This is a genomic window from Ruegeria sp. AG1 (assembly GCF_056541705.1).
On sequence record NZ_JBQFYU010000009.1, the window covers coordinates 37,142 to 55,153 of the forward strand.

Genomic DNA, 18,012 nt, shown 5'->3' on the forward strand with positions numbered 1-18,012 from the left:
CCTTTGTCTGTAGTTGGGTCTTGGCAAATGCGCCGCCGGTCAAAGGAAATGACCGGCAGCATCTTTTCAGCCCGTTACGTTTCCAGCGTGGCGGTGACGCGATCAGGAGTAAAGGGCATGTGGCGCAGGCGCTTGCCTTGGGCGGCATAGAACGCGTTGGCAATGGCTGCGGGCACCATCGGAGTGCCAACCTCGCCAACACCAACTGGCGGCGCATCGACCTCTGCGACGTAGATCTCGATATCCGGCATCTGTGACGCGCGTGTGATCTCGTAGTCCCAGAAATTGCTCTGCACCACCTCACCTTTTTCGATGTCGATCTTTTCGGAAAGAGCCATCGAGATACCGAACGCGATGCCACCTTCGATCTGATTGAGGGCGTTGTCCGGCGTGACAATCAGGCCCGCATCTATCGCGGCCCAGAAGTTGGTGATCTGGATCTCTCCACTGTCCGCGTCGACTTCAACTTCCGCCACACCTGCGGCCATGGACGAGCTGTAGCCAGCAAAAGAAAGCCCTAGGTTTCGATCGCCCCGATTTTGCCAATCAGACATCTCGGCCACCTTCTCAAGCAGGTGCCGCCCACGCGGGTTTTCTGATACAAGGTCTAACCGGAAATCCAATGGATCCCGCCCGGCCTGTTCTGCCAATTCATCCATAAAACATTCTGCCGCAAAGGCCGTATAGGACGCGCCAATACCGCGATAGGGGGCAAGGCGGGCGTGCCGGTCCATAATGAGGTGATCGGCGCGGAAATCCTTGATCCCATAGAACTTGCTCTCGGCACCCCGCATTGAGATCACATCGTTCGGGTTCACCGCATCCCAACGTACGGGATTGAAAAATCCGATCACGGTTGGTGTGGCGACCTTGTGATACCACCCGTCCAGTTTTCCGTCCGCTGTCAGCCCGGCCTCAAGCTTTTGGGCCGCAGCGGGGCGGAAAGTCCCCTGCTTCACGTCGTCTTCACGCGGCCAGATCACTTTGACAGGGCGTCCAACGGCCTTTGAGCACAGCACCGCATCGCGCACATAGTTTTGCATCAGGGCTGTGCGTCGACCAAAGCCTCCGCCCATCGTCATCATGTTCAGTCGAACGTTTTCGACGGAGATACCCAGCACCTCGGACACAGTCCGCACAGTCCACGACTGCGTTTGCGTGCCCGCCCAAACCTCGGCACCTTGCCCATCCGCATCGACATCGGCGACAGCCGCCATCGGCTCAATCTGAGCATGGTAGGCATAGTCCGACAAATAAAGCTGCGAAAACTGACGGTCAGCGTTGCCAATAGCTGCAGGGGCGTCGCCTTTTTCAGCCCAGGTTGCACCCGACGCGTCCGGGGCGCTAACAGCAGCGGCGTATTCGGCCAGCGTCTCTTCGCTGTTTGAGGTTCGGAAGGGTGAGGTGGTGGACCATTCGACCTCAAGCAAACCCCGTGCCCCCAAGGCAGACCACAGGCTTTCAGCGACGACGGCGACACCGTCCGGTACAGTCACGATGACGATGACGCCCGGTACCTCGCGTGCGGTAACGTCGTTGATGGAAAGCGGTACTTCGTCCTCGACTGGTGCGCGTAGGACCGCCGCATAGGCCATATTGGGCACTTCCACATCAATGGCATATTCAGCCTGACCTGTGCTTTTGGCCGGAACGTCGCGACGCGGCAGGTCTTGCCCGATGATCCGAAACGCGGATGGGTCTTTCAGCGGCACGTTCTCAGCATCTGGCACCGTCACATCTGTCAAACCGAGCGCCGCCAGTTCACCATAGCTGGCCAGTTGGCCATCGGGACCCAAAACAACACTTGGTTCGGTCCTAAGGCTGGCTTTGTCCACAGCCCATTCACGTGCTGCGATTTGCAGCAAAACGTCGCGCGCCTGCGCGCCCGCCTTGCGCATCGGGTCAAAATAGAACTGCGTTCCGGTGCTGCCAGCCGTATATAGAACACCGCCAAACAGCTGATTCCCAAAGCGTCGATCATCAGCGTTTAGCTGTTCGATCTCAACGTCGTCCCAAGCTGCATCAAGTTCTTCAGCAAGGATTTGCGGTAACGTGGAGTAGCTGCTTTGCCCCATTTCGGTCGAAGGGAAGACGATCCGGATGCTTCCATCGGCCCGGATCGTCAACCAGTGATTGACATCCAGAGTGCCAGCAGCTGCCTCTGCTCGGACAGACGAGATCCCTCCCGCACCGATGAAAAATGTCAGTCCAGCAGCGCCTTGTAGAAACCCGCGGCGGTTCATGGTCATATTCATCTCAAACCTCCTTGGCTGCGCGTTCGATGGCTTTGAAAATGCGGTTATACGTCCCGCAGCGACAGAGGTTCGCGCTCATCTCATCGACAATTTCCTGTCGTGTCGGGGATGGATTGTCCGCCAGAAGTGCCGCCGCGCGCATGATCTGACCCGACTGGCAATAGCCGCATTGTGCGACCTGCTCTTCGATCCAGGCCCTCTGAACAGGATGCGAGCCGTCTTCGGACAATCCTTCGATCGTCGTGACTTGCGCATCCTCCACGTCGCTAACCGACATCTGACACGCGAAGCTCGCCACACCATCCACATGCACCGTGCAGGCTCCACACATGGCTGCACCGCATCCGTATTTCGTACCCTTGAGTTTGAGCGTATCTCGAAGGACCAGCAGCAACATTTCGTCAGGGGGGTTATCAACCTCTACGGGTCGGCCGTTCAATTCGAATTTGATCATTTGGAACAGTCCTTGTGATGCCTGATGTTGCGGGGGTCTTGTGGAGTGGATTTCGTCATGGCCTGACCATGGAGTGGTCTTGCTCGGCGCCGGTGACTGGGTGGACCATGGGCGTGACACGAACTTTCATTCCCGGTCGCAACGTTTGATCGGGGTTTTCCAGATCTGCCCACACGCGAATTTTTCCGCTGTTTTCATCGAACCAGACCGCCGATCCGGTGAGCGGAATTGCAATAGCCAGAACCCGACCGACCTCCGTTTCAACACGAAACCGGCCAGAATCTGATAACTCCTCTGAGCGCGTGTTGCTCGTGTTCAACCCAGAAACCCAATGGGCATAGGGAAGCTCGAAAACAACGCGCAGGCTGTTCAGATTTACGAGTTGAAACAGAGGCGGGTCGCCCGAATTGAACTCGACTAGCGAACCGGGTCCAACACGCGGGTCTTCAACATGTCCTGAGATCGGCGCACTTACGAGCGTGTCGTCGTAGTTGGTTTGCGCGATCTCCAACTCGGTTTCCGCCAAGGCCCTTTCGGCCTCAGCCAAAGCCAGATTGGTTTTAGCGTCCAACAAGGCGACCTCTGTTGCTGCTCCTCGCGTTGAGAGCTGGGCTGCGCGTTCCAGCTTATCTCGGGCTTGAAGCAATAGAGCATCGGCCTTAGCCAACTCTGCACGCGCGGCATCGACTGCCAGTTTCTCCAGATCGTTTCGAAGCTGCAGCAATGGCGTGCCCGCTTCGACATAGTCGCCTTGCTCAACCAGAACTTCTTCGACAATGCCCTCCGCCCGGCTATAGACGTCCGACCGTTCGATTGCTTCGATACGACCTTCAAACTCCGCACCACCCGCGGATGCCAGGTCAGGCGCATGGGCCCAGAACAAAGCCGCGAGGACTGTGGCCGAAAGAACGGGCCTTTGGGTGACCAGTTTCCATTGCATCGCAAACACTCTCATCATGGTGCGATCAGATGACGAACGACGGGTCCGCTTTCACGGGTATCGAAGGCTGCGACAGTCTGTTGAATGTCCCGATCCTGATGTGACACACGCTCATGCTGGGCCAGATGTTCCTCCCAAGAAGAAACCATGAAGGCTTCGACCCATAGCTCAGGCTCTTCTGCACTTTGGAAAACGCGCCAATCATAGGCTCCGTCGCGCCAGCGCTCGCCCGACCAGTCCTGAAGTGCGGACAGGAACACAGCTTCGTCCTCGGGTCGGATGCGATACTCGACTTCTACCATTACAGGACCGCGCGATGCCAAGCCGTCCTCTTCAAGGGCAACCTGTGGTGCAGGCCAATGCATAGAGGGCGTCAGGTCCAGATCTTCGCCCTGACCAAGCTGGAATTTGCGCGTCAGAATCAAGCCGACGATCAAACCGCCTGCTGCGATCAGCAAGGTGATCGAAACAGATGTTGCCGTGGCCACCTGACCCCAGAATGCTGATCCAAACGCCATGGACCCGAAGAACACCATCAGATTCACAGACAATCCTCGGGCCCTGACCCAGTTGGGCAGCGCGGTCTGCGCCGACACATTGAACGTGGTGAGAACGGCAATCCAGCTAAAGCCACCCAATAGTGCGGCGATATAGGCCAGAGGAGGGGTTGTCGCCGTTGCGAGAATTGCCATGGCAACGGCGGTGCCGATGGTGCCGCCTGCAGCTGTCGTGCTTGCATCAAGCTTCGCTCGGAACTGCGGAAGTGTCAAAGCACCCGCAACAGCGCCTGCACCGATCAAAGTCAGCAACAAACCATACAGCGTCGCCCCGCCACCTTCGATCGTTCGGACGACCAGCGGCAGCAGAGCCCAATAGGCTGAGGCAAAGATGAAGAAGGCAAAGGATCGGATCAACGTGGCCTTGAGCGGGCCGTTATGTGCGACGTGCCGCATGCCAGTCATCATCGCGTTGATAACAGGCTGAGATGTCTTCGATACACTGCCGTCATGCTTCCACAATAACAGAGCGCCAATGATCACGAGATAGCTGACTGCGTTGACCGCAAAAGGCGCCGCCAAACTGACCGATGCAATCAAAACGCCCGCCAAGGCAGGGCCGATCGCGCGGCTGATGTTGATGCCCATTGAATTCAAGGCAATGGCTGGCTGCAACGCATCACGCGGCACCAGAGTTGGCACGATCGCTTGCCAGGCCGGAGCCATGAAGGCGGTGCCAGTTCCGATGGCCAACGTGAACAGGATCAGCAGCGTCGGTGTTACCAGTTCAAGCTGAACCAGCACGGTGAGCACCGAAACCAGCACCAGAAGCACCACGTTCACTGTGATCAACAGCTTGCGTTTGTCCAACCGATCCGCCAGAGTACCGGCGTATAAAGCGAAGATGAACACAGGCAAGGTTGTTGCCGCCTGCACCAATGAGACGACCGCCGGAGATGAATTGAGCGTCGTCATCAACCACCCAGCGCCCACATCATGCATCCACGTGCCAACGTTGGAGATCAGGGTCGCAATCCAAAGGAGCGCAAACGCCCGATGTTTGAACGGGGCCCAAGCCGAGTTTGATGCCGCAGGTGCAGGTTTTGCGATGCTACCACTGGATGACATCTGCCAACTCCTCGCGGTTTCTTTCGGCGTAGGACCGCACAAACGGGCAAAGAGGTACAATGCGGAGACCCTTGTCGCGCGCGTCCGCCACAAGTTGCGCGGCCAACGTCCGAGCCAAGCCGCGACCACGCAACTCTTCCGGAACAAACGTGTGGTCGGCGATAACGAGGCTGGGCGTGACTTTTGACAGCGTCAGTTCCGCCTCGCTCACGATCCCGGAAACTGAGGCGCCGTACCGTGCTTTTGTATCGCTTTCGCTGTAAGTGATTTTTAGCTTTTGATCGTCCAACATGGGAAATCTCCTGAGGTCTTGCCGCTATTCAGCGGCAAGGCTGCCTTGGCTTTGCGTCGAAGTGCCGGGAGCGCCGAAAATTGGAACGGGTGACCAATCCGGAAGCTCTGGCAGTGGGGCAGGCGCATGCGCCGCAAATCGAGCCTTGGCATGCACGATCTTGCCGCCCGTCAGTGTCAGGTCGGCCTCGATTTCGGTGATCTCATCCTCGGCGATCGAGAAATAGTCCCGGTCGAGCACGGCGATATCCGCCCATTGACCCGCCTTGATCTGACCTTTCTTTCCCGCTTCTCGGCTGAACCAAGCCCCGGCGGCGGTCCAATGACGCAGCGCGTCGTGCCGATCCAAGCGGTTCGCTGCACTCCAGATGACGTCTCCGCCACGACCTTTGCCAGAAACGGCCCAGTGAATGGCCAACCACGGATTATAGGACGACACCCGCGTCGCATCCGTGCCAGCAGCCAGAGGCACACCCGAGGCCATCATCTTCTTGACCGGCATGACCTCGCGCAGGGCATCTTCGCCGTAACGGTCGCGATAGGCTGTGGTTTGAAAGGCGATGCGGTTTTGATAGCTGATACCGCCGCCCAGACGGGCAACCCACTCCATTGTAGATTCTGAGATCGTCTCACCGTGATCGAAAATCCAATTCAGCTCCTCCAGCCCTTTGTCACGGCCGACCTCTTCAATAAGGCTCAGCAACCGGTGGGCGCTTTCCTCGTAAGTGCAGTGGAACCGGATCGGCCAGCGGTTCTCGAACAGGAACTCGAGTACCGGCCTGAGGTCCCCTTCCATCCGCTTGGGTAGATCGGGGCGCGGGTAGCTGAAATCTTCGAAATCATAGGCCGATGCGACCAGCATTTCGCCCGCGCCCACGCATTTCAGGTAGTCGTTTCCTTCGTCTGGCTTGACGATGTCATTCCAGCGTTTGAAATCGTCCAACTCAAACATCGGACGCTGAGCAAATAGCTGATAGCCGATGCGTACGGTTTGCTCGCCGCGTTTGTTCAACTCGGTGATGACGCCGTAGTCATCTGGATAGTTCAGGAACCCACCCGCGCAATCCAAAGCCGAGGTCAATCCAAGACCATTCAGCGCCTTGAAGTAGTGCTTGGTCGAGGTGACCTGCTGTTCGAAATCCAGCTTGGGGGCCATATCCAACAACGCGTAAAGCGGTTGCGCGTTGGGGCGCGCCATCGCGAGACCAGTCGGGTTGCCCTGATCATCCCGCTCCAGACGCCCTGAGACAAACGGCTCGTAGAAATGTTTGTCGATGCCGATTGCACGCAGGGCGGCTTTGTTCAACCAGGCCCGATCATAGAGATGCAACACGTAGACAGGCACATCAGGCGCAACTGCATTGATCTCATCAATGGTCGGCAACCGCTTTTCGGCGAATTGATCGACGGACCAACCACCAACCACGCGGATCCATTGCCCGGCAGGAGTGCGCTCTGCCTGAGCCTTCAGCATGCGGAGACCGTCGGCAAGCGACGGAACGTGGTCCCAGCGCAGCTCCATCGCGAAGTTGTTGCCTTGTCGGATGATATGCGTATGGCTGTCGATTAGACCGGGAATTACACGCTGACCGCCCAGATCAATGGTCTCAGTTTCCGGACCCGCAAGCCCAAGCATGTCCTTGTCTGTTCCAACGGCGGTGATCTGATCCCCTGAAACGGCCACAGCGCTTGCTTCGGGCCTGTCGGGATCCATCGTCGTGATCTTGCCGTTGAAGAGTATCGTGTCTGGGGCGGCCATGGTGCGCATCCTTTGGCAAAGCGGGAGTGGTCGGTGCCCACTGCTGGGGCACAGATTGAGAGAGGTTTGGAAATTCTCCCGCTCGGTTTCATGGGGAGGGATGAAGGAACCGAGCGGGCGTGGCGCTGCAGACTACTCTGCAGCGACTTTTCCGGCGGGCACCGCTTCCAGCGTTGGTCCAGCGTGGCGGGTGCGCGAGGGTGCCTTGTGGACCATCGTGTATGCGTAATCGACGCCCATGCCGTAGGCACCGGAGTGTTCACGCACCAAGTCCATGACAGCATCATAGGTGTCGCGCCGTGCCCAATCTCGCTGCCATTCCAGAAGTACCTGCTGCCAGGTCACCGGGACAACTCCAGCTTGAACCATCCGATCCATCGCGTATTTGTGGGCATCAACCGACGTACCGCCCGACGCGTCAGCAACCATGTAAATTTCGTAGTCCGTGTCGGCCATGCAGCTCAGCGCAAAGGTGATATTGCAGACCTCGGTCCAAAGACCCGAGACAACGATTTTCTTGCGGCCTTCCGCTGCCCCGCGTGCAAGTGCATCGCGGACTTTCTGGTCGTCCCAGGAGTTCATGGACGTGCGTTCCAGCAAAGGCGCCTGTGGGTTTACATCCAGAAGTTCAGGATAGGTGTGCCCGGAAAAGCTGTCCGTTTCGACCGTGGTGATGATAGTGGGCACGTCAAAGATCTTGGCGGCTTTGGCCAAGGCAACGGTGTTGTTTTTTAGCGTCTGACGATCAATCGATTGTACGCCGAACGCCATCTGCGGCTGATGATCGATGAAGATGATCTGGCTATTCTCAGGTGTAAGGACTTCAAGTTTGGACATTTTTCATTCCTTGTTTCATGTTGGATGGGGTTAAAGGGTTTTGGGTTCGGTTGATTGGCTCGTCTCTTCCGCCTGCGTGACGGCGAAGGATTTCAGATGCAGGGCCTGTGACACAGCGTCGGAATGACCCCGGATCCATTGCACTGCAGCTTCTCCTGCGAGCATACCCAAGAGGCCCAAAAGCGCGATGATTGGCGGGGCGGGACTGCGGACTGCGATCAGGCCATAGATGACCCCAATCCCGAGGCCCGCTGCGAGCGATATGAGATATGGTTGCCAAGTCACGTCGGGTCTCCTTGCAATTCTGGTTCGATTGATCTGACTTTGAGGATTTTAGGTTCTTTCCTTGCCACGGGGCTTGGCATATCGAAAACCAGCGCAGCCCCGTCAGTGTGCAATTGCATAGTGACCTGTTCGGATCGCGGAACTTGTAGTCCGTCACCCGCGCTCAGACGTTCGTGCTCGGCATAGGCAAGGCCATCCAGCAGATGAACGAAGCGGTCACTTTCGCCATTTGCAGAAAGCGCAAGTTCTTGTCCTTCGGTGAACCGACGAAGCGTCAGTCGCGCCTCTGATCTCAACGGGACCAAGGGGTGCAATGAGGCAGGTCCAGCGAGCAGGACATCCCCTTCGCTCGGAACCGAGGCTTGTGTGTATGCAGGTTGACCACCTACCTGATCCGGGATCAGCCAGATTTGCAGGAATTTTGCGGGCTCCGACGTGGACCCGTTGTATTCGGAATGACGCACGCCAGTGCCTGCCGACATTCCCTGCACTTCGCCTGCGCTTATACTGGCGACATTGCCCTGATCATCCTCGTGGCGCAGTTGCCCATCCAGAACCAGTGTAATGATATCCATATCCGCATGATCATGCGCCGCAAAACCACCACCTGGGATCAGGCCGTCTTCGTTGATCACGCGCAGATTGGCGAACCCCATGCGCGTCGGGTCTTGGAACTGGCCGAACGAAAACGTGTGATAGCTGTCCAGCCAACCGTTTTGCGTACGTCCCCGCGATGCTTTTTCGTGGATCTTGATCATTTCACTCAGTTCCAAGTTCTGTTGCTCTTCGATGTGGGGCGTAGTTTGAACTCGACAAAGCAGAAGTTCTGCGGGTATGCATTAGTTAGGCTAAACTGTTTTTCTGTATTGCCATGCCGCTGTCCCGATTGCCTTCCTTGCTAAGTTTGCGCGCCTTTGAGGCCGCAGCGCGGCGCGGCTCGATCAAGGAAGCGGCCTATGAGCTTTCGGTGACGCCGGGTGCGGTGAGCCAGCAGATTAAGGCGCTGGAGGCCGACCTTGGGGTGGCTTTGTTTGTGCGAAAGACCCGCGCGATTCATCTGACACCGGAAGGGCAGCGCTTGCAGCCAACGATCAGCGAAGCGTTCTTGCAGATCCGTCAGGTGGTTGACGAGGTCCGACCCAAGAAGACGCCAAAACTGCGCATCAGTTCCAGCAATGCGCTGATCAGCAAGTGGCTTTTGCCGAGGCTGCACAAGTTCACCAAGGACCACCCCGACGTTCAGGTCCACATTGAATCCGAAAACCCTTCGGACCATAAAACTCACGCGACCGCCGATATCGAAATTCGATACACTAGCGAACCGCCTGAGGACCGCTATACGGAGTTGCTTCACCGCGAGTTGATGCTGGTGGTCGCCAGCCCTAGCGTGCTGGACACGTTCGACATAAAGTCCCCTGCCGACATCAAGGCCACGCATGTTCTTTACGATACAACACCAATGCTGGACGGGTCGGTTCCCAGTTGGGTTCTTTGGAGCCAACACGCCGGGCTTCCGAATGCGGTCGATCCTTCGAAAGCCATGCGGTTCGAAAGACCTCCGGGCGGCCAGATTGTGGACGCTGCGATCGCAGGCGCGGGTGTCGCGCTCTGCGGGTCGCTGCTGGTCTATTCCGCACTTTCGGACGGACGGCTTGTTTGCCCCTTCGGCCCGGTGGTGGAAACCGGGTTCAGCTATTTCATATGTTGCCACCCGGGCCGGGAACGTGAAGAGCATATTCATGAGTTCATGTCCTGGGCGCGCAAAGAAGCCGCCGTCTTATCTACGTTGAATGCAATGCGTGAACCTTCACCCGGGGCCGACATCCCCGTTGAAGTGGGAGGCTAGCGCCGTCAGTTCAGAGTTTCGTAGCTCGTGTCCGCCTTCATGGACGTCGGAAGTGACCTCGGCACCATGTTCAGAAAGCCAACTGATAAGGCGTTCCGTCATTGGCCATGGCGTGATTGGGTCGCGTCGTCCGGCGGTCACCAGAACTTTCCGCCCCACCAGCTTAGGATGCGCTTTCGGTTCCCACGTGACCATCGGATGCAAAAGGCCGACCCGCTCAAACAGGTCCGGGCGTTTGAGAAAGACCGCCGCCAAGATGTTTGCCCCGTTCGAGTAGCCGAAGCCATAGACCGGATGACCCGGATGAGACGCGCGATGGGCTTCGATGAACGCAATCATCTTGTCCGTCGCACGCGCAAGGTCTTCCATGTCATACACTCCCTCGGCCGTGCGGCGGAAGAACCGCACGGCCCCCATTTCAGAGACATCGCCGCGCGGTGATACGATCCCGGCGCCAGCAACAAGAGTGCCAGCCAATTCAACAAGCTGGTGCTCATCCCCTCCGGTGCCATGAAAGGCAAAGACCAGCGGACGGGCGGGCTGCGGCGCATGCACAAGCGCCTGATAGAGATCTTTGGACATTTGAACCTCTGAAATCATGATGCAAGTGGGGGCAGGAGACTCTCGATCTTGCTGCGATGTGGCTCGTAGCGGGTAGGCAACTTAAGCGCCTCACCCAGATGGGCCGTGTCTTCGTCGCGGTCAAAACCGGGCTCGTTTGTGGCGATTTCGAACAGCACACCACCCGGCGTGCGGAAATAGATCGCCCAGAAATAGTCACGGTCGATGACCGGCGTGACCTGATAGCCTGTATCCATCAAGGCCTGCCGAACTCGCAGTTGCGCGGCGCGGTCCTCGACGGCAAAAGCGATATGATGAACGGACCCAGCGCCCTGACCAGCGGTCGGGGTACTTGACGATAGCTGCTGCAGATCGATCGTGTCCGCAGCATTGCCCCCTTCGATCACATAACGAGTGACGTCACCTTCGGTTTCAGCTTTCTGGTATCCCATGAAGGTCAGCAGTTCACCCGTCGCATGGACATCCTTCAGAGCGAACCGAGCGCCTCGGAACCCAAGAATCGCGACCTCATCGGGAACACCGCCCTGGGTCCAGGCTGTCCGGCCTCGCGCATCAGACTCGACCAATGCAAAGCTATCGCCATCGGGGCCGTCAAAAGACAGACGCTTTTCTCCGAAGACCGTGCCATCGGCCAGCCCAGTCACGCCCTCAGATGCAAGACGTTGTTTCCAGAATTCGACACCGCCTGTAGGGATGGCAAACTCGGTCACACCTACCTCGCCGGCACCTCTGCGCCCTTTTGGCATCTGACCAAAAGGAAAGTAGGTCATAACCGAGCCCGGTGTTCCAACCTCATCCCCGTAATAGAGGTGATACACCTCAGGCGCATCGAAATTGACCGTCTTTTTCACCCGGCGCATGCCAAGTGTGTTGGTGAAAAAAGCGTTGTTGGCGCTGGCGTCTGCGGCCATCGATGTGACGTGGTGCAGCCCTTTGATATCTTTGATCATGTTCCGCTCCTGGGCGAGTGTTCAACTTGCATCAAAGATGGCGCATCTATTATTAAAGTTAATAGATAAGTATGTGGCTTTATTATTGTCGAAAACGGAATTATTAAGCTGACATGATCGAGCTCAAGCCCATCCGCGTTCTGCGCGCCGTATCAGACCTGAAAAGCTTTTCCCTAGCAGCGCGCGAACTGGGCATCGCGCCGGCATCAGCAACACGCATCATAGCGCAGCTTGAGAGAGACCTGGGCACACAGCTTCTGTTGCGTACGACTAGGCAAGTTTCACTAACCAGCGCCGGAGCGACTGTCCTTGCGCAGTACAGACCGCTTTTGGAGGGGTTTGAAAAGGTCACACGAAATCTTCAAAGGGCCAATCAACCTGACAAGGGCCATCTGCGTCTGACCGCACCGGTATCACTAGGCGTCACGTTGCTGCCGCAAGTGATCTCGGGGTTTCGTCGCGCCTATCCGAATATTTCAGTCGAGATCAACTTCACCGATACCCTGCTTGATGTGATCGAAGAAAACTGCGACCTCGCTGTGCGTGTATCGGGCCCGCCGACCGACAAATCGACAATTTGGCGCAAACTGTGCGAAGTTCCGCGGCATATGATTGCTGCGCCGTCTCTGTTTGAACGCATCCCCAGACCTGATCATCCGCGCGATCTGAACCCAGACTTTCTGATGTCTTACAGCGCGCAAGGCCGCTCGGAAACTTGGGATTTCTCAAATGCAGGTGGCAACGTTTCAATTCAAGCAGGAGGAAAGGTAATCTCCAACAATGGAGACTTCCTCTACGCTCTTGCGGTCGCGGGAGAGGGCATATGTGTTCTACCGGATTTCATTGCTGACAAGGGGTTGGCTGGCGGGCAAGTTGTGCAGGTGATGCCAAACTGGTCTATCGCGTCGTTATGGTTGACGCTGTACTACCCCCCATACGAACAACTCCCACCGATCGTTGGAACGTTTGCAGAGTACTTTGAGAAATTTGTTCAAGACCACCCGCACCTGGAGACACAAATTTGAAGCCATTTGGGCTGTAAATCAGCTCTGGTTCTCTAGAGGGCAAGTCAGATTGAACGACACTGTTTACGGGAAAACGAAATGGGGGTGCCTATGATAAAGCGCTCAATGTGGCGGTCAGCTTTCGCTAAAATTGGACGATTTGCGTTTGGATTTGCCTTCTTGTCTGTCAACGTCTGCGGTACAGCGCCGCTAAAAGTACCGACACTATAGGCCAAAGGGAAAATGCGAAGGCCGGTTTTGCCCAGCATGCGATAGTTCGTGAGGGAAGGGATTCGTCCTTCCGGCAATTTTTCCGCGCCAAAGGGAAGGTTGTCTGCAAGTGCTTCAGACATAAGTTCCTCCGTTTTTGGTCAGTTCACATAGTTTTTCGATGTCTTCCGTGGCACCTGCCTCGATCGAGATCGTGCCGGGTGGTCCGAAAGCTTCGGAGGGATTGATGCAGACAAGGGTCCAATCCGAAATCTGAACGGCGAAGGTGCTGAATGCAGCAGGAACCGTGCTGATCGGAGCCGGAGCCAGAAGGCATAGACTTCAAAGACCAAGAAGCCTCTGCGCGGAATTTTCTCGCAATGATGCAGTATGGCAATCAGCTGATAGGTTATCCCTATCGCGACATTCGTCCGCGCTGTGGTTATCTGACTGCCAGTCTTATGAAAAGCGCACGCCCTGGTATCGACCCAAACTATCAGGCATTTATACAGCTTGTGTTCTCGAAGGGCGTCTTCGTGAAGTCCTCGAGTTTTTAATCAGCCGTTCCATAAAAACGGCTTTGACAAAGGCAGTGTTTATACGCCTCAGGGCAACAGTTACAGATTACAGTGCATAACCCCATGGACCCGCAATGTTAGAGATGGGTTGGAGATTCTGGCCGAAGCCGATAAACATATCGACCCCGATACGCTATATCTCAGATCGGACAATGCGTATCGGTCTGCCCGGATTGTGGTGGTGAAGTCTATATGAACGTGCACAGTAGCATGTTTTACATCGACGATCCCTATAAGGATCAACTGGGCAGGCTGAACAACTGGCTAGACCGGAAATCCGGTGAAAAGCTAGTCGTGCTAAAAATCGGCGTGGGATTTAACACGCCGGGCGTCATACACGCGCCGTTCGATCGCCTCGCTGCCTGTCCAAAGTTTAGTGCCATGTCAGGGTCTCTTTTTTGGAGAATGTCCACATAGACAAAAGTGGATTCGTCGTCGAAGGTGTTGAACACAACACGGTCCAGCTTGCAGGGATTTTGACGCAGCCAGAATTGCATCAGCCTCTAGCTGATCGACGAAATCATCCAAAGTGGTGGGCTTTCTGGAAAAGATGACCAGCTTGCTCAGATCAATTGCGTCGAATTACGGGGAGTTTGGCATTTGTAGCTCCGCAATAAGAGGGGGCCAGCTAGGCCCCCCACGCAGGGATTTTCAGGCCTTGATCAGATGCCCGCCATCGATATCCAGCACAGAACCTGTCAGGAAACCGTTGGTCATTGCCATGATGACAGCTTGAGCGATTTCGCTGGCCCTGCCGACGCGGCCAACAGGGAGCGATCCACCAACCTGTGCGTACATGCCTTCACGTGCCTCTTCTGGCATGCCTGCATAGGCTTCGGTCGCAACCATCCCGGGGCTGACGCAGTTGACGCGGGACTTACCCGCCAGTTCTTGCGCGAGCCCCATGGTCAAAGCCTCAACAGCCGCGTTCACCGCTCCTAGACCGGTCGCGCCGGCCGATGGGCGGCGGCTCAGCACGCCGGAAAACAGCGTGATTGATGCGCCGTCGGCCAGATACGGCAGCACCTCGCGAGCGGTCACGTAGGGGCCAATGAATTTGGCCTCAATCATGCCGCGCAGGTCGTCAGTTGGCAGTTCAGCAAACGCGCCGTGCGCAGCGCTGGATGCCGAGATGACGAGATGATCGACCTCGCCGAGGCTGGCAGCCCATGCTTTGACAGCTGCTTCGTCAGTGGTGTCGACGGAAGCGACCGAAATGTCGCCTTCAATTTCAGACGCAACGGCCGACAGTTTCTCTTCGTTGCGGCTTGCGATTGTAACCTTGGCGCCCAAACTGGCTGCAAGTTCAGCTGTTGCCTTGCCCATACCGCTAGCGCCGCCAACGATGACGACATGTTTGCCTTTTAGTGCGGCTTCAATAACGTTTGTCACAGTTCAACTCCTCTTTCTTTCAGTGGCGTTCGCACCGGATCGCAGCTCGGGGTTGGTTCTGCTGGTTGAGGATCACTCTTCCAAGCCCAACTCCGGTGTTAGATGCTCCAGGCAACCATTGTGTCCCTTGAAGCTATCGACCCGCCGCAATCTGAGCGTTTGTTGTTTCTGATCGGATATCTAATGCGCAGCACGAAGTTGTTGAAATGGATAAATAGAATGCAATAAATTTATCCTATGAATATCAATTCTCTCGACCTTAACCTCCTCAAAGCCTTCGATGCGATGTACCGGGAACGACATGTCGGCCGCGCTGGGGCGTCTATAGGTCTTGCTCAGCCCTCCATGAGCAACGCGCTGAACCGGCTTCGCGCCAGGTTCGAAGATCCACTCTTTCAAAGGGGGCCGGGCGGAATGGTGCCAACCAGCCGCGCGGAAGAATTGGCACCAAAAGTGAAAAGCGCGCTGTCGATCGTTTCCGAAATGCTGGAGCAAACCGAGTTTGATCCCAAACACGCCCAAGGCCAAATCACCGTTGCAGCTTCGGATTTAGCAATTCTTCGCTTGGCGCCTGCGATGGTCACTTACTTTGCAGAACACGCACCAAATCTTAGCCTGATCTTCGTACCGATGAACAAAACGGATCTGATTCATCAATTGGATGCCGAAACAGTGACGTTGGCCATTGGTACATTTGGACATCTTCCTGCGCGGTTTCATCGACGGACGATTATGCCGGATAGTTTTGTATGTATCGCCCGTCGCGATCACCCTTTGACCGGAGATGGTTTGACACTTGAGTCGTTCCTAGAGGCTCGTCATGCATTGATGACACTGAACAATGACAAAATCGGCTTGGTAGATAAGGCACTGAAGAAACTTGGAAAAGCACGGCAAGTGGTTTTGACCTGCACCCAATTTGCTCTGCTACCCGATATCGTCGCTCAATCCGACTTGATTGCAACTGTGCCAACGTCGTTGACACCGGTTGCGCGGCGCGCCGGGTGTGACGTCTTTCCAACGCCGCTGGATTTGCCGAAATGGGAAAGCGAAATGGTTTGGACCCAGAAAACAGCACATGAACCCTTGGGGCGCTTCGTTGTAGACTCATTCACTGAAATAAGCCGTTCGACGGAACTCGATCTGGGAAACGCGTTTCCTGGGGTCAGTATTCATAACAAATAGATGACTGTGGCCTGCCGCGCTAACGCTAGAGAAAAAGGGGGACGCTACGCCATCTGCTCGACGCTCAGTCAGAAAAAAACCGCTAAAGCCACCGCTCCAAATTCCAGGCCGTGAATCCTGCAGCGCAACGAAAATCAATACATCCTGACCTTACGGGTCGGACTGAACGTAGCATCATCCAAAGCCTTAAAGCTACTTTGGTCCGGTCAGCCCTTTCAGAACGAAATCCGCTGTGCTTGGGCTGCTTGCGAAGGGTAGATCATAAACAATCGCTAGACGGCTCAGGGCTTTGACATCCACGTCGTGCGGCATCGGCGACATTGGGTCGATAAAAAAGAACAAACCGTCCAGCCGGCCTTCGCAGATCATTGCCCCAAGTTGCTGGTCGCCGCCTAGTGGTCCACTATGCAACGCGGTGACATTAAGCTCAGGCAACGCGGCCCTGAGGCGGCCACCGGTGGTTCCGGTGGCGAACAATTCCGCCTGACTTAGGATGTCAGCATGGGAATGGGCCCATTCGACCATCAGATCTTTCTTGGCGTCATGGGCAACCAGGGCCAGTTTCAGCGGTCTACCTGATGAATTGCTCGACATAGTCCGCCCCTAATCCAACTTCCTCATAGTGCTTACGGCACATCTCGATTTTAGTGAAGACGTCCTCATACCCCATGGTTTTGCCCCATGGGTCAACGTAAAGCATCACGCCGTTGACCTGGAAATAGGTGATCATTTCGTCGACATCATCGGGTACAATCAGAGTGTGGGTTTCGCCCGGCGGTTCGAATACATAGCCGCCTTCCTCCGCGACCCAGTCATGTTCCAGATAGTGCCATCGACCTTTCAGAACAAAACCATGAACGGGCTGCGGATGCCGATGCCTCGACAGAACCCCGGATTTCCGCACCCGCAACAGGTTCATCCAGTACCCTTGGGACCGGTTCAAGCATAGCGGTCGGAACGAGACGTTTTCGGTTTGCGGCACCCAGACCCTCTCGTCTTTGGCGACGGCTTCAGGGATGACGATCTCATCCTGCGCATCCTTGGGGAAGGGCAGTTGATAAGGCATCCTGGGATCGTCGTCGTTTCCTTGTACTGGCATCGGTTGCCCTCCTCACATTGCAGAATAGCCGCCATCCACAGGATAGACAGCGCCGGTCACAAAAGCAGCCTCATCCGACAACAGCCAAGCGGCCAGTGCGCCAACCTCGGATGGTTTGCCCCAACGGTCCAGCGGCGTCCGACCCAGAATGGGCTGGTTGCGAGCCGGATCGGCGCGCAGAGCTTCTGTCATTTCGGTTTCGATCCATCCGGGTGCAACTGCATTGACGCGCACACCATCTTCAGCCCATTTCCCGGCCAAAGCCTTAGTCAACTGCGCCACGCCGCCTTTGCTGGCAGAATAAGCAGGAACAAGTGGCCCACCAAAGTAACTGAGCATCGACGCGGTGTTCACGATGGCGCCACCTGACTCGGCCAACAAGGGTTGCGCGGCCAGACAACAGCGCATGGTACCGGTCAGGTTGATATCGATCACTGTCTCAAAAACGTCGATCTCATACTCCGCGCCACGTGCCAGAATACCTGCGCAATTGACCAGCCCGTCAAGCTTCTTAATCCCACCGAAGAACGCGGTTACAGCCTGAGTATCCCGCACATCCAACTGCGCACAGAAGTCGTCAGGGTGCTGCGCGGCATATTCCGCAACCTCTTCAGCTCCGACACCTGTCGCAGTGATGCGCCATCCCTTTCGGCGAAGTTCCCCCGCGATACCAGCGCCTATTCCGCGGGTGCCGCCAATTACAACGGCGTATTTCATGAA

Annotated in this window: 19 protein-coding genes and 1 pseudogene; 4 read left to right on the top strand and 16 right to left on the bottom strand. The window is 56.3% G+C overall.

Annotated features, from left to right (window positions below; all coding sequences use genetic code 11):
* Nucleotides 1-74: 74 nt before the first annotated feature.
* The 9 genes from ACR0B5_RS14680 to ACR0B5_RS14720 all read right to left on the bottom strand — a co-directional run bounded on the left by ACR0B5_RS14680 (nt 75) and on the right by ACR0B5_RS14720 (nt 9,204).
* Nucleotides 75-2,255, bottom strand: a complete 2,181-nt coding sequence (locus ACR0B5_RS14680) for a xanthine dehydrogenase family protein molybdopterin-binding subunit (RefSeq protein WP_480541362.1) — start codon at nt 2,253-2,255, stop codon at nt 75-77.
* Between the two features lies 1 nt (nt 2,256).
* Nucleotides 2,257-2,709 carry a (2Fe-2S)-binding protein gene (locus ACR0B5_RS14685; protein ID WP_039531882.1) on the bottom strand — a complete coding sequence of 151 codons (453 nt, stop codon included), beginning with the start codon at nt 2,707-2,709 and terminating at the stop codon, nt 2,257-2,259.
* A 55-nt stretch (nt 2,710-2,764) separates the two neighbouring features.
* On the bottom strand, nt 2,765-3,667 hold the full coding sequence (locus ACR0B5_RS14690) for an efflux RND transporter periplasmic adaptor subunit (RefSeq protein ID WP_480541364.1): 903 nt from the start codon (nt 3,665-3,667) through the stop codon (nt 2,765-2,767).
* Complete coding sequence (locus tag ACR0B5_RS14695) at nt 3,664-5,274, bottom strand: MFS transporter (protein ID WP_480541366.1); 1,611 nt, start codon at nt 5,272-5,274, stop codon at nt 3,664-3,666. Before ACR0B5_RS14695 ends, ACR0B5_RS14690 begins: the two co-directional genes overlap by 4 nt.
* Nucleotides 5,258-5,566, bottom strand: a complete 309-nt coding sequence (locus ACR0B5_RS14700; RefSeq protein WP_170644293.1) for a GNAT family N-acetyltransferase — start codon at nt 5,564-5,566, stop codon at nt 5,258-5,260. The genes ACR0B5_RS14695 and ACR0B5_RS14700 overlap by 17 nt, the downstream gene beginning before the upstream one ends.
* A 24-nt stretch (nt 5,567-5,590) precedes the next feature.
* Complete coding sequence (locus ACR0B5_RS14705; protein ID WP_480541368.1) at nt 5,591-7,324, bottom strand: amidohydrolase; 1,734 nt, start codon at nt 7,322-7,324, stop codon at nt 5,591-5,593.
* A gap of 132 nt (nt 7,325-7,456) precedes the next feature.
* Complete coding sequence (locus ACR0B5_RS14710) at nt 7,457-8,161, bottom strand: hydrolase (protein ID WP_170660611.1); 705 nt, start codon at nt 8,159-8,161, stop codon at nt 7,457-7,459.
* A 30-nt stretch (nt 8,162-8,191) separates the two neighbouring features.
* Nucleotides 8,192-8,446, bottom strand: coding sequence for a DUF1427 family protein (locus tag ACR0B5_RS14715; protein WP_170660612.1), 255 nt, complete (start codon nt 8,444-8,446; stop codon nt 8,192-8,194).
* Nucleotides 8,443-9,204 carry a pirin family protein gene (locus ACR0B5_RS14720; RefSeq protein WP_480541370.1) on the bottom strand — a complete coding sequence of 254 codons (762 nt, stop codon included), beginning with the start codon at nt 9,202-9,204 and terminating at the stop codon, nt 8,443-8,445. Before ACR0B5_RS14720 ends, ACR0B5_RS14715 begins: the two co-directional genes overlap by 4 nt.
* Nucleotides 9,205-9,317: 113 nt before the next feature.
* Between ACR0B5_RS14720 and ACR0B5_RS14725 the strand changes: the two genes are divergently transcribed.
* Nucleotides 9,318-10,292: a LysR family transcriptional regulator gene (locus ACR0B5_RS14725; protein WP_170559777.1), complete on the top strand. Its 975-nt coding sequence runs from the start codon at nt 9,318-9,320 to the stop codon at nt 10,290-10,292.
* Here ACR0B5_RS14725 and ACR0B5_RS14730 read toward each other — a convergent pair.
* Together ACR0B5_RS14730 and ACR0B5_RS14735 are read right to left on the bottom strand one after the other, a co-directional pair.
* On the bottom strand, nt 10,254-10,874 hold the full coding sequence (locus tag ACR0B5_RS14730; RefSeq protein ID WP_480541372.1) for an alpha/beta hydrolase: 621 nt from the start codon (nt 10,872-10,874) through the stop codon (nt 10,254-10,256). The genes ACR0B5_RS14725 and ACR0B5_RS14730 overlap by 39 nt on opposite strands.
* A gap of 14 nt (nt 10,875-10,888) precedes the next feature.
* Entirely contained in the window at nt 10,889-11,824 is a 936-nt protein-coding gene (locus ACR0B5_RS14735) for a VOC family protein (RefSeq protein WP_480541374.1), read from the bottom strand.
* Nucleotides 11,825-11,937: 113 nt separating this feature from the next.
* Here ACR0B5_RS14735 and ACR0B5_RS14740 point away from each other — a divergent pair.
* Together ACR0B5_RS14740 and ACR0B5_RS14745 are read left to right on the top strand one after the other, a co-directional pair.
* Nucleotides 11,938-12,111: pseudogene (locus ACR0B5_RS14740) on the top strand (helix-turn-helix domain-containing protein); the annotation flags it as partial.
* 42 nt (nt 12,112-12,153) lie between these two features.
* Nucleotides 12,154-12,849 (top strand): substrate binding domain-containing protein, encoded by a 696-nt coding sequence (locus ACR0B5_RS14745; RefSeq protein ID WP_480541579.1) that lies wholly within the window; start codon nt 12,154-12,156, stop codon nt 12,847-12,849.
* 44 nt (nt 12,850-12,893) lie between these two features.
* On the opposite strand, the gene ACR0B5_RS14750 is transcribed toward ACR0B5_RS14745, so the two are convergent.
* Nucleotides 12,894-13,181: a hypothetical protein gene (locus ACR0B5_RS14750; protein WP_480541376.1), complete on the bottom strand. Its 288-nt coding sequence runs from the start codon at nt 13,179-13,181 to the stop codon at nt 12,894-12,896.
* Nucleotides 13,182-14,267: 1,086 nt separating this feature from the next.
* Nucleotides 14,268-15,008, bottom strand: coding sequence for an SDR family oxidoreductase (locus tag ACR0B5_RS14755; protein WP_480541378.1), 741 nt, complete (start codon nt 15,006-15,008; stop codon nt 14,268-14,270).
* A gap of 237 nt (nt 15,009-15,245) precedes the next feature.
* Between ACR0B5_RS14755 and ACR0B5_RS14760 the strand changes: the two genes are divergently transcribed.
* The gene (locus ACR0B5_RS14760) at nt 15,246-16,193 is read left to right on the top strand and encodes a LysR family transcriptional regulator (RefSeq protein WP_480541379.1); all 948 of its coding nucleotides are present in this window, start codon (nt 15,246-15,248) and stop codon (nt 16,191-16,193) included.
* Nucleotides 16,194-16,385: 192 nt separating this feature from the next.
* Here the strand turns inward: ACR0B5_RS14760 and ACR0B5_RS14765 are convergent, their stop codons facing one another.
* From ACR0B5_RS14765 to ACR0B5_RS14775, 3 genes are read right to left on the bottom strand one after another with little or no spacing between them, the layout of a single operon-like run.
* Nucleotides 16,386-16,787 carry a methylglyoxal synthase gene (locus ACR0B5_RS14765; RefSeq protein WP_480541381.1) on the bottom strand — a complete coding sequence of 134 codons (402 nt, stop codon included), beginning with the start codon at nt 16,785-16,787 and terminating at the stop codon, nt 16,386-16,388.
* Complete coding sequence (locus ACR0B5_RS14770) at nt 16,765-17,292, bottom strand: 2,4'-dihydroxyacetophenone dioxygenase family protein (protein ID WP_480541383.1); 528 nt, start codon at nt 17,290-17,292, stop codon at nt 16,765-16,767. The genes ACR0B5_RS14765 and ACR0B5_RS14770 overlap by 23 nt, the downstream gene beginning before the upstream one ends.
* Nucleotides 17,293-17,304: 12 nt before the next feature.
* Nucleotides 17,305-18,009, bottom strand: a complete 705-nt coding sequence (locus ACR0B5_RS14775) for an SDR family NAD(P)-dependent oxidoreductase (RefSeq protein WP_480541385.1) — start codon at nt 18,007-18,009, stop codon at nt 17,305-17,307.
* Nucleotides 18,010-18,012: the final 3 nt, after the last annotated feature.

What these genes read in the sequence shown, in the direction of transcription:
- ACR0B5_RS14765 (WP_480541381.1), bottom strand. Translation starts at nt 16,787, where the DNA reads ATGTCGAGCAATTCATCAGGTAGACCGCTGAAACTGGCCCTGGTTGCC.
- ACR0B5_RS14695 (WP_480541366.1), bottom strand. Translation starts at nt 5,274, where the DNA reads ATGTCATCCAGTGGTAGCATCGCAAAACCTGCACCTGCGGCATCAAAC.
- ACR0B5_RS14775 (WP_480541385.1), bottom strand. Translation starts at nt 18,009, where the DNA reads ATGAAATACGCCGTTGTAATTGGCGGCACCCGCGGAATAGGCGCTGGT.
- ACR0B5_RS14690 (WP_480541364.1), bottom strand. Translation starts at nt 3,667, where the DNA reads ATGATGAGAGTGTTTGCGATGCAATGGAAACTGGTCACCCAAAGGCCC.
- ACR0B5_RS14750 (WP_480541376.1), bottom strand. Translation starts at nt 13,181, where the DNA reads ATGTCTGAAGCACTTGCAGACAACCTTCCCTTTGGCGCGGAAAAATTG.
- ACR0B5_RS14770 (WP_480541383.1), bottom strand. Translation starts at nt 17,292, where the DNA reads ATGCCAGTACAAGGAAACGACGACGATCCCAGGATGCCTTATCAACTG.
- ACR0B5_RS14760 (WP_480541379.1), top strand. Translation starts at nt 15,246, where the DNA reads ATGAATATCAATTCTCTCGACCTTAACCTCCTCAAAGCCTTCGATGCG.
- ACR0B5_RS14720 (WP_480541370.1), bottom strand. Translation starts at nt 9,204, where the DNA reads ATGATCAAGATCCACGAAAAAGCATCGCGGGGACGTACGCAAAACGGT.
- ACR0B5_RS14680 (WP_480541362.1), bottom strand. Translation starts at nt 2,255, where the DNA reads ATGAATATGACCATGAACCGCCGCGGGTTTCTACAAGGCGCTGCTGGA.
- ACR0B5_RS14685 (WP_039531882.1), bottom strand. Translation starts at nt 2,709, where the DNA reads ATGATCAAATTCGAATTGAACGGCCGACCCGTAGAGGTTGATAACCCC.
- ACR0B5_RS14725 (WP_170559777.1), top strand. Translation starts at nt 9,318, where the DNA reads ATGCCGCTGTCCCGATTGCCTTCCTTGCTAAGTTTGCGCGCCTTTGAG.
- ACR0B5_RS14705 (WP_480541368.1), bottom strand. Translation starts at nt 7,324, where the DNA reads ATGGCCGCCCCAGACACGATACTCTTCAACGGCAAGATCACGACGATG.
- ACR0B5_RS14710 (WP_170660611.1), bottom strand. Translation starts at nt 8,161, where the DNA reads ATGTCCAAACTTGAAGTCCTTACACCTGAGAATAGCCAGATCATCTTC.
- ACR0B5_RS14735 (WP_480541374.1), bottom strand. Translation starts at nt 11,824, where the DNA reads ATGATCAAAGATATCAAAGGGCTGCACCACGTCACATCGATGGCCGCA.
- ACR0B5_RS14700 (WP_170644293.1), bottom strand. Translation starts at nt 5,566, where the DNA reads ATGTTGGACGATCAAAAGCTAAAAATCACTTACAGCGAAAGCGATACA.
- ACR0B5_RS14730 (WP_480541372.1), bottom strand. Translation starts at nt 10,874, where the DNA reads ATGTCCAAAGATCTCTATCAGGCGCTTGTGCATGCGCCGCAGCCCGCC.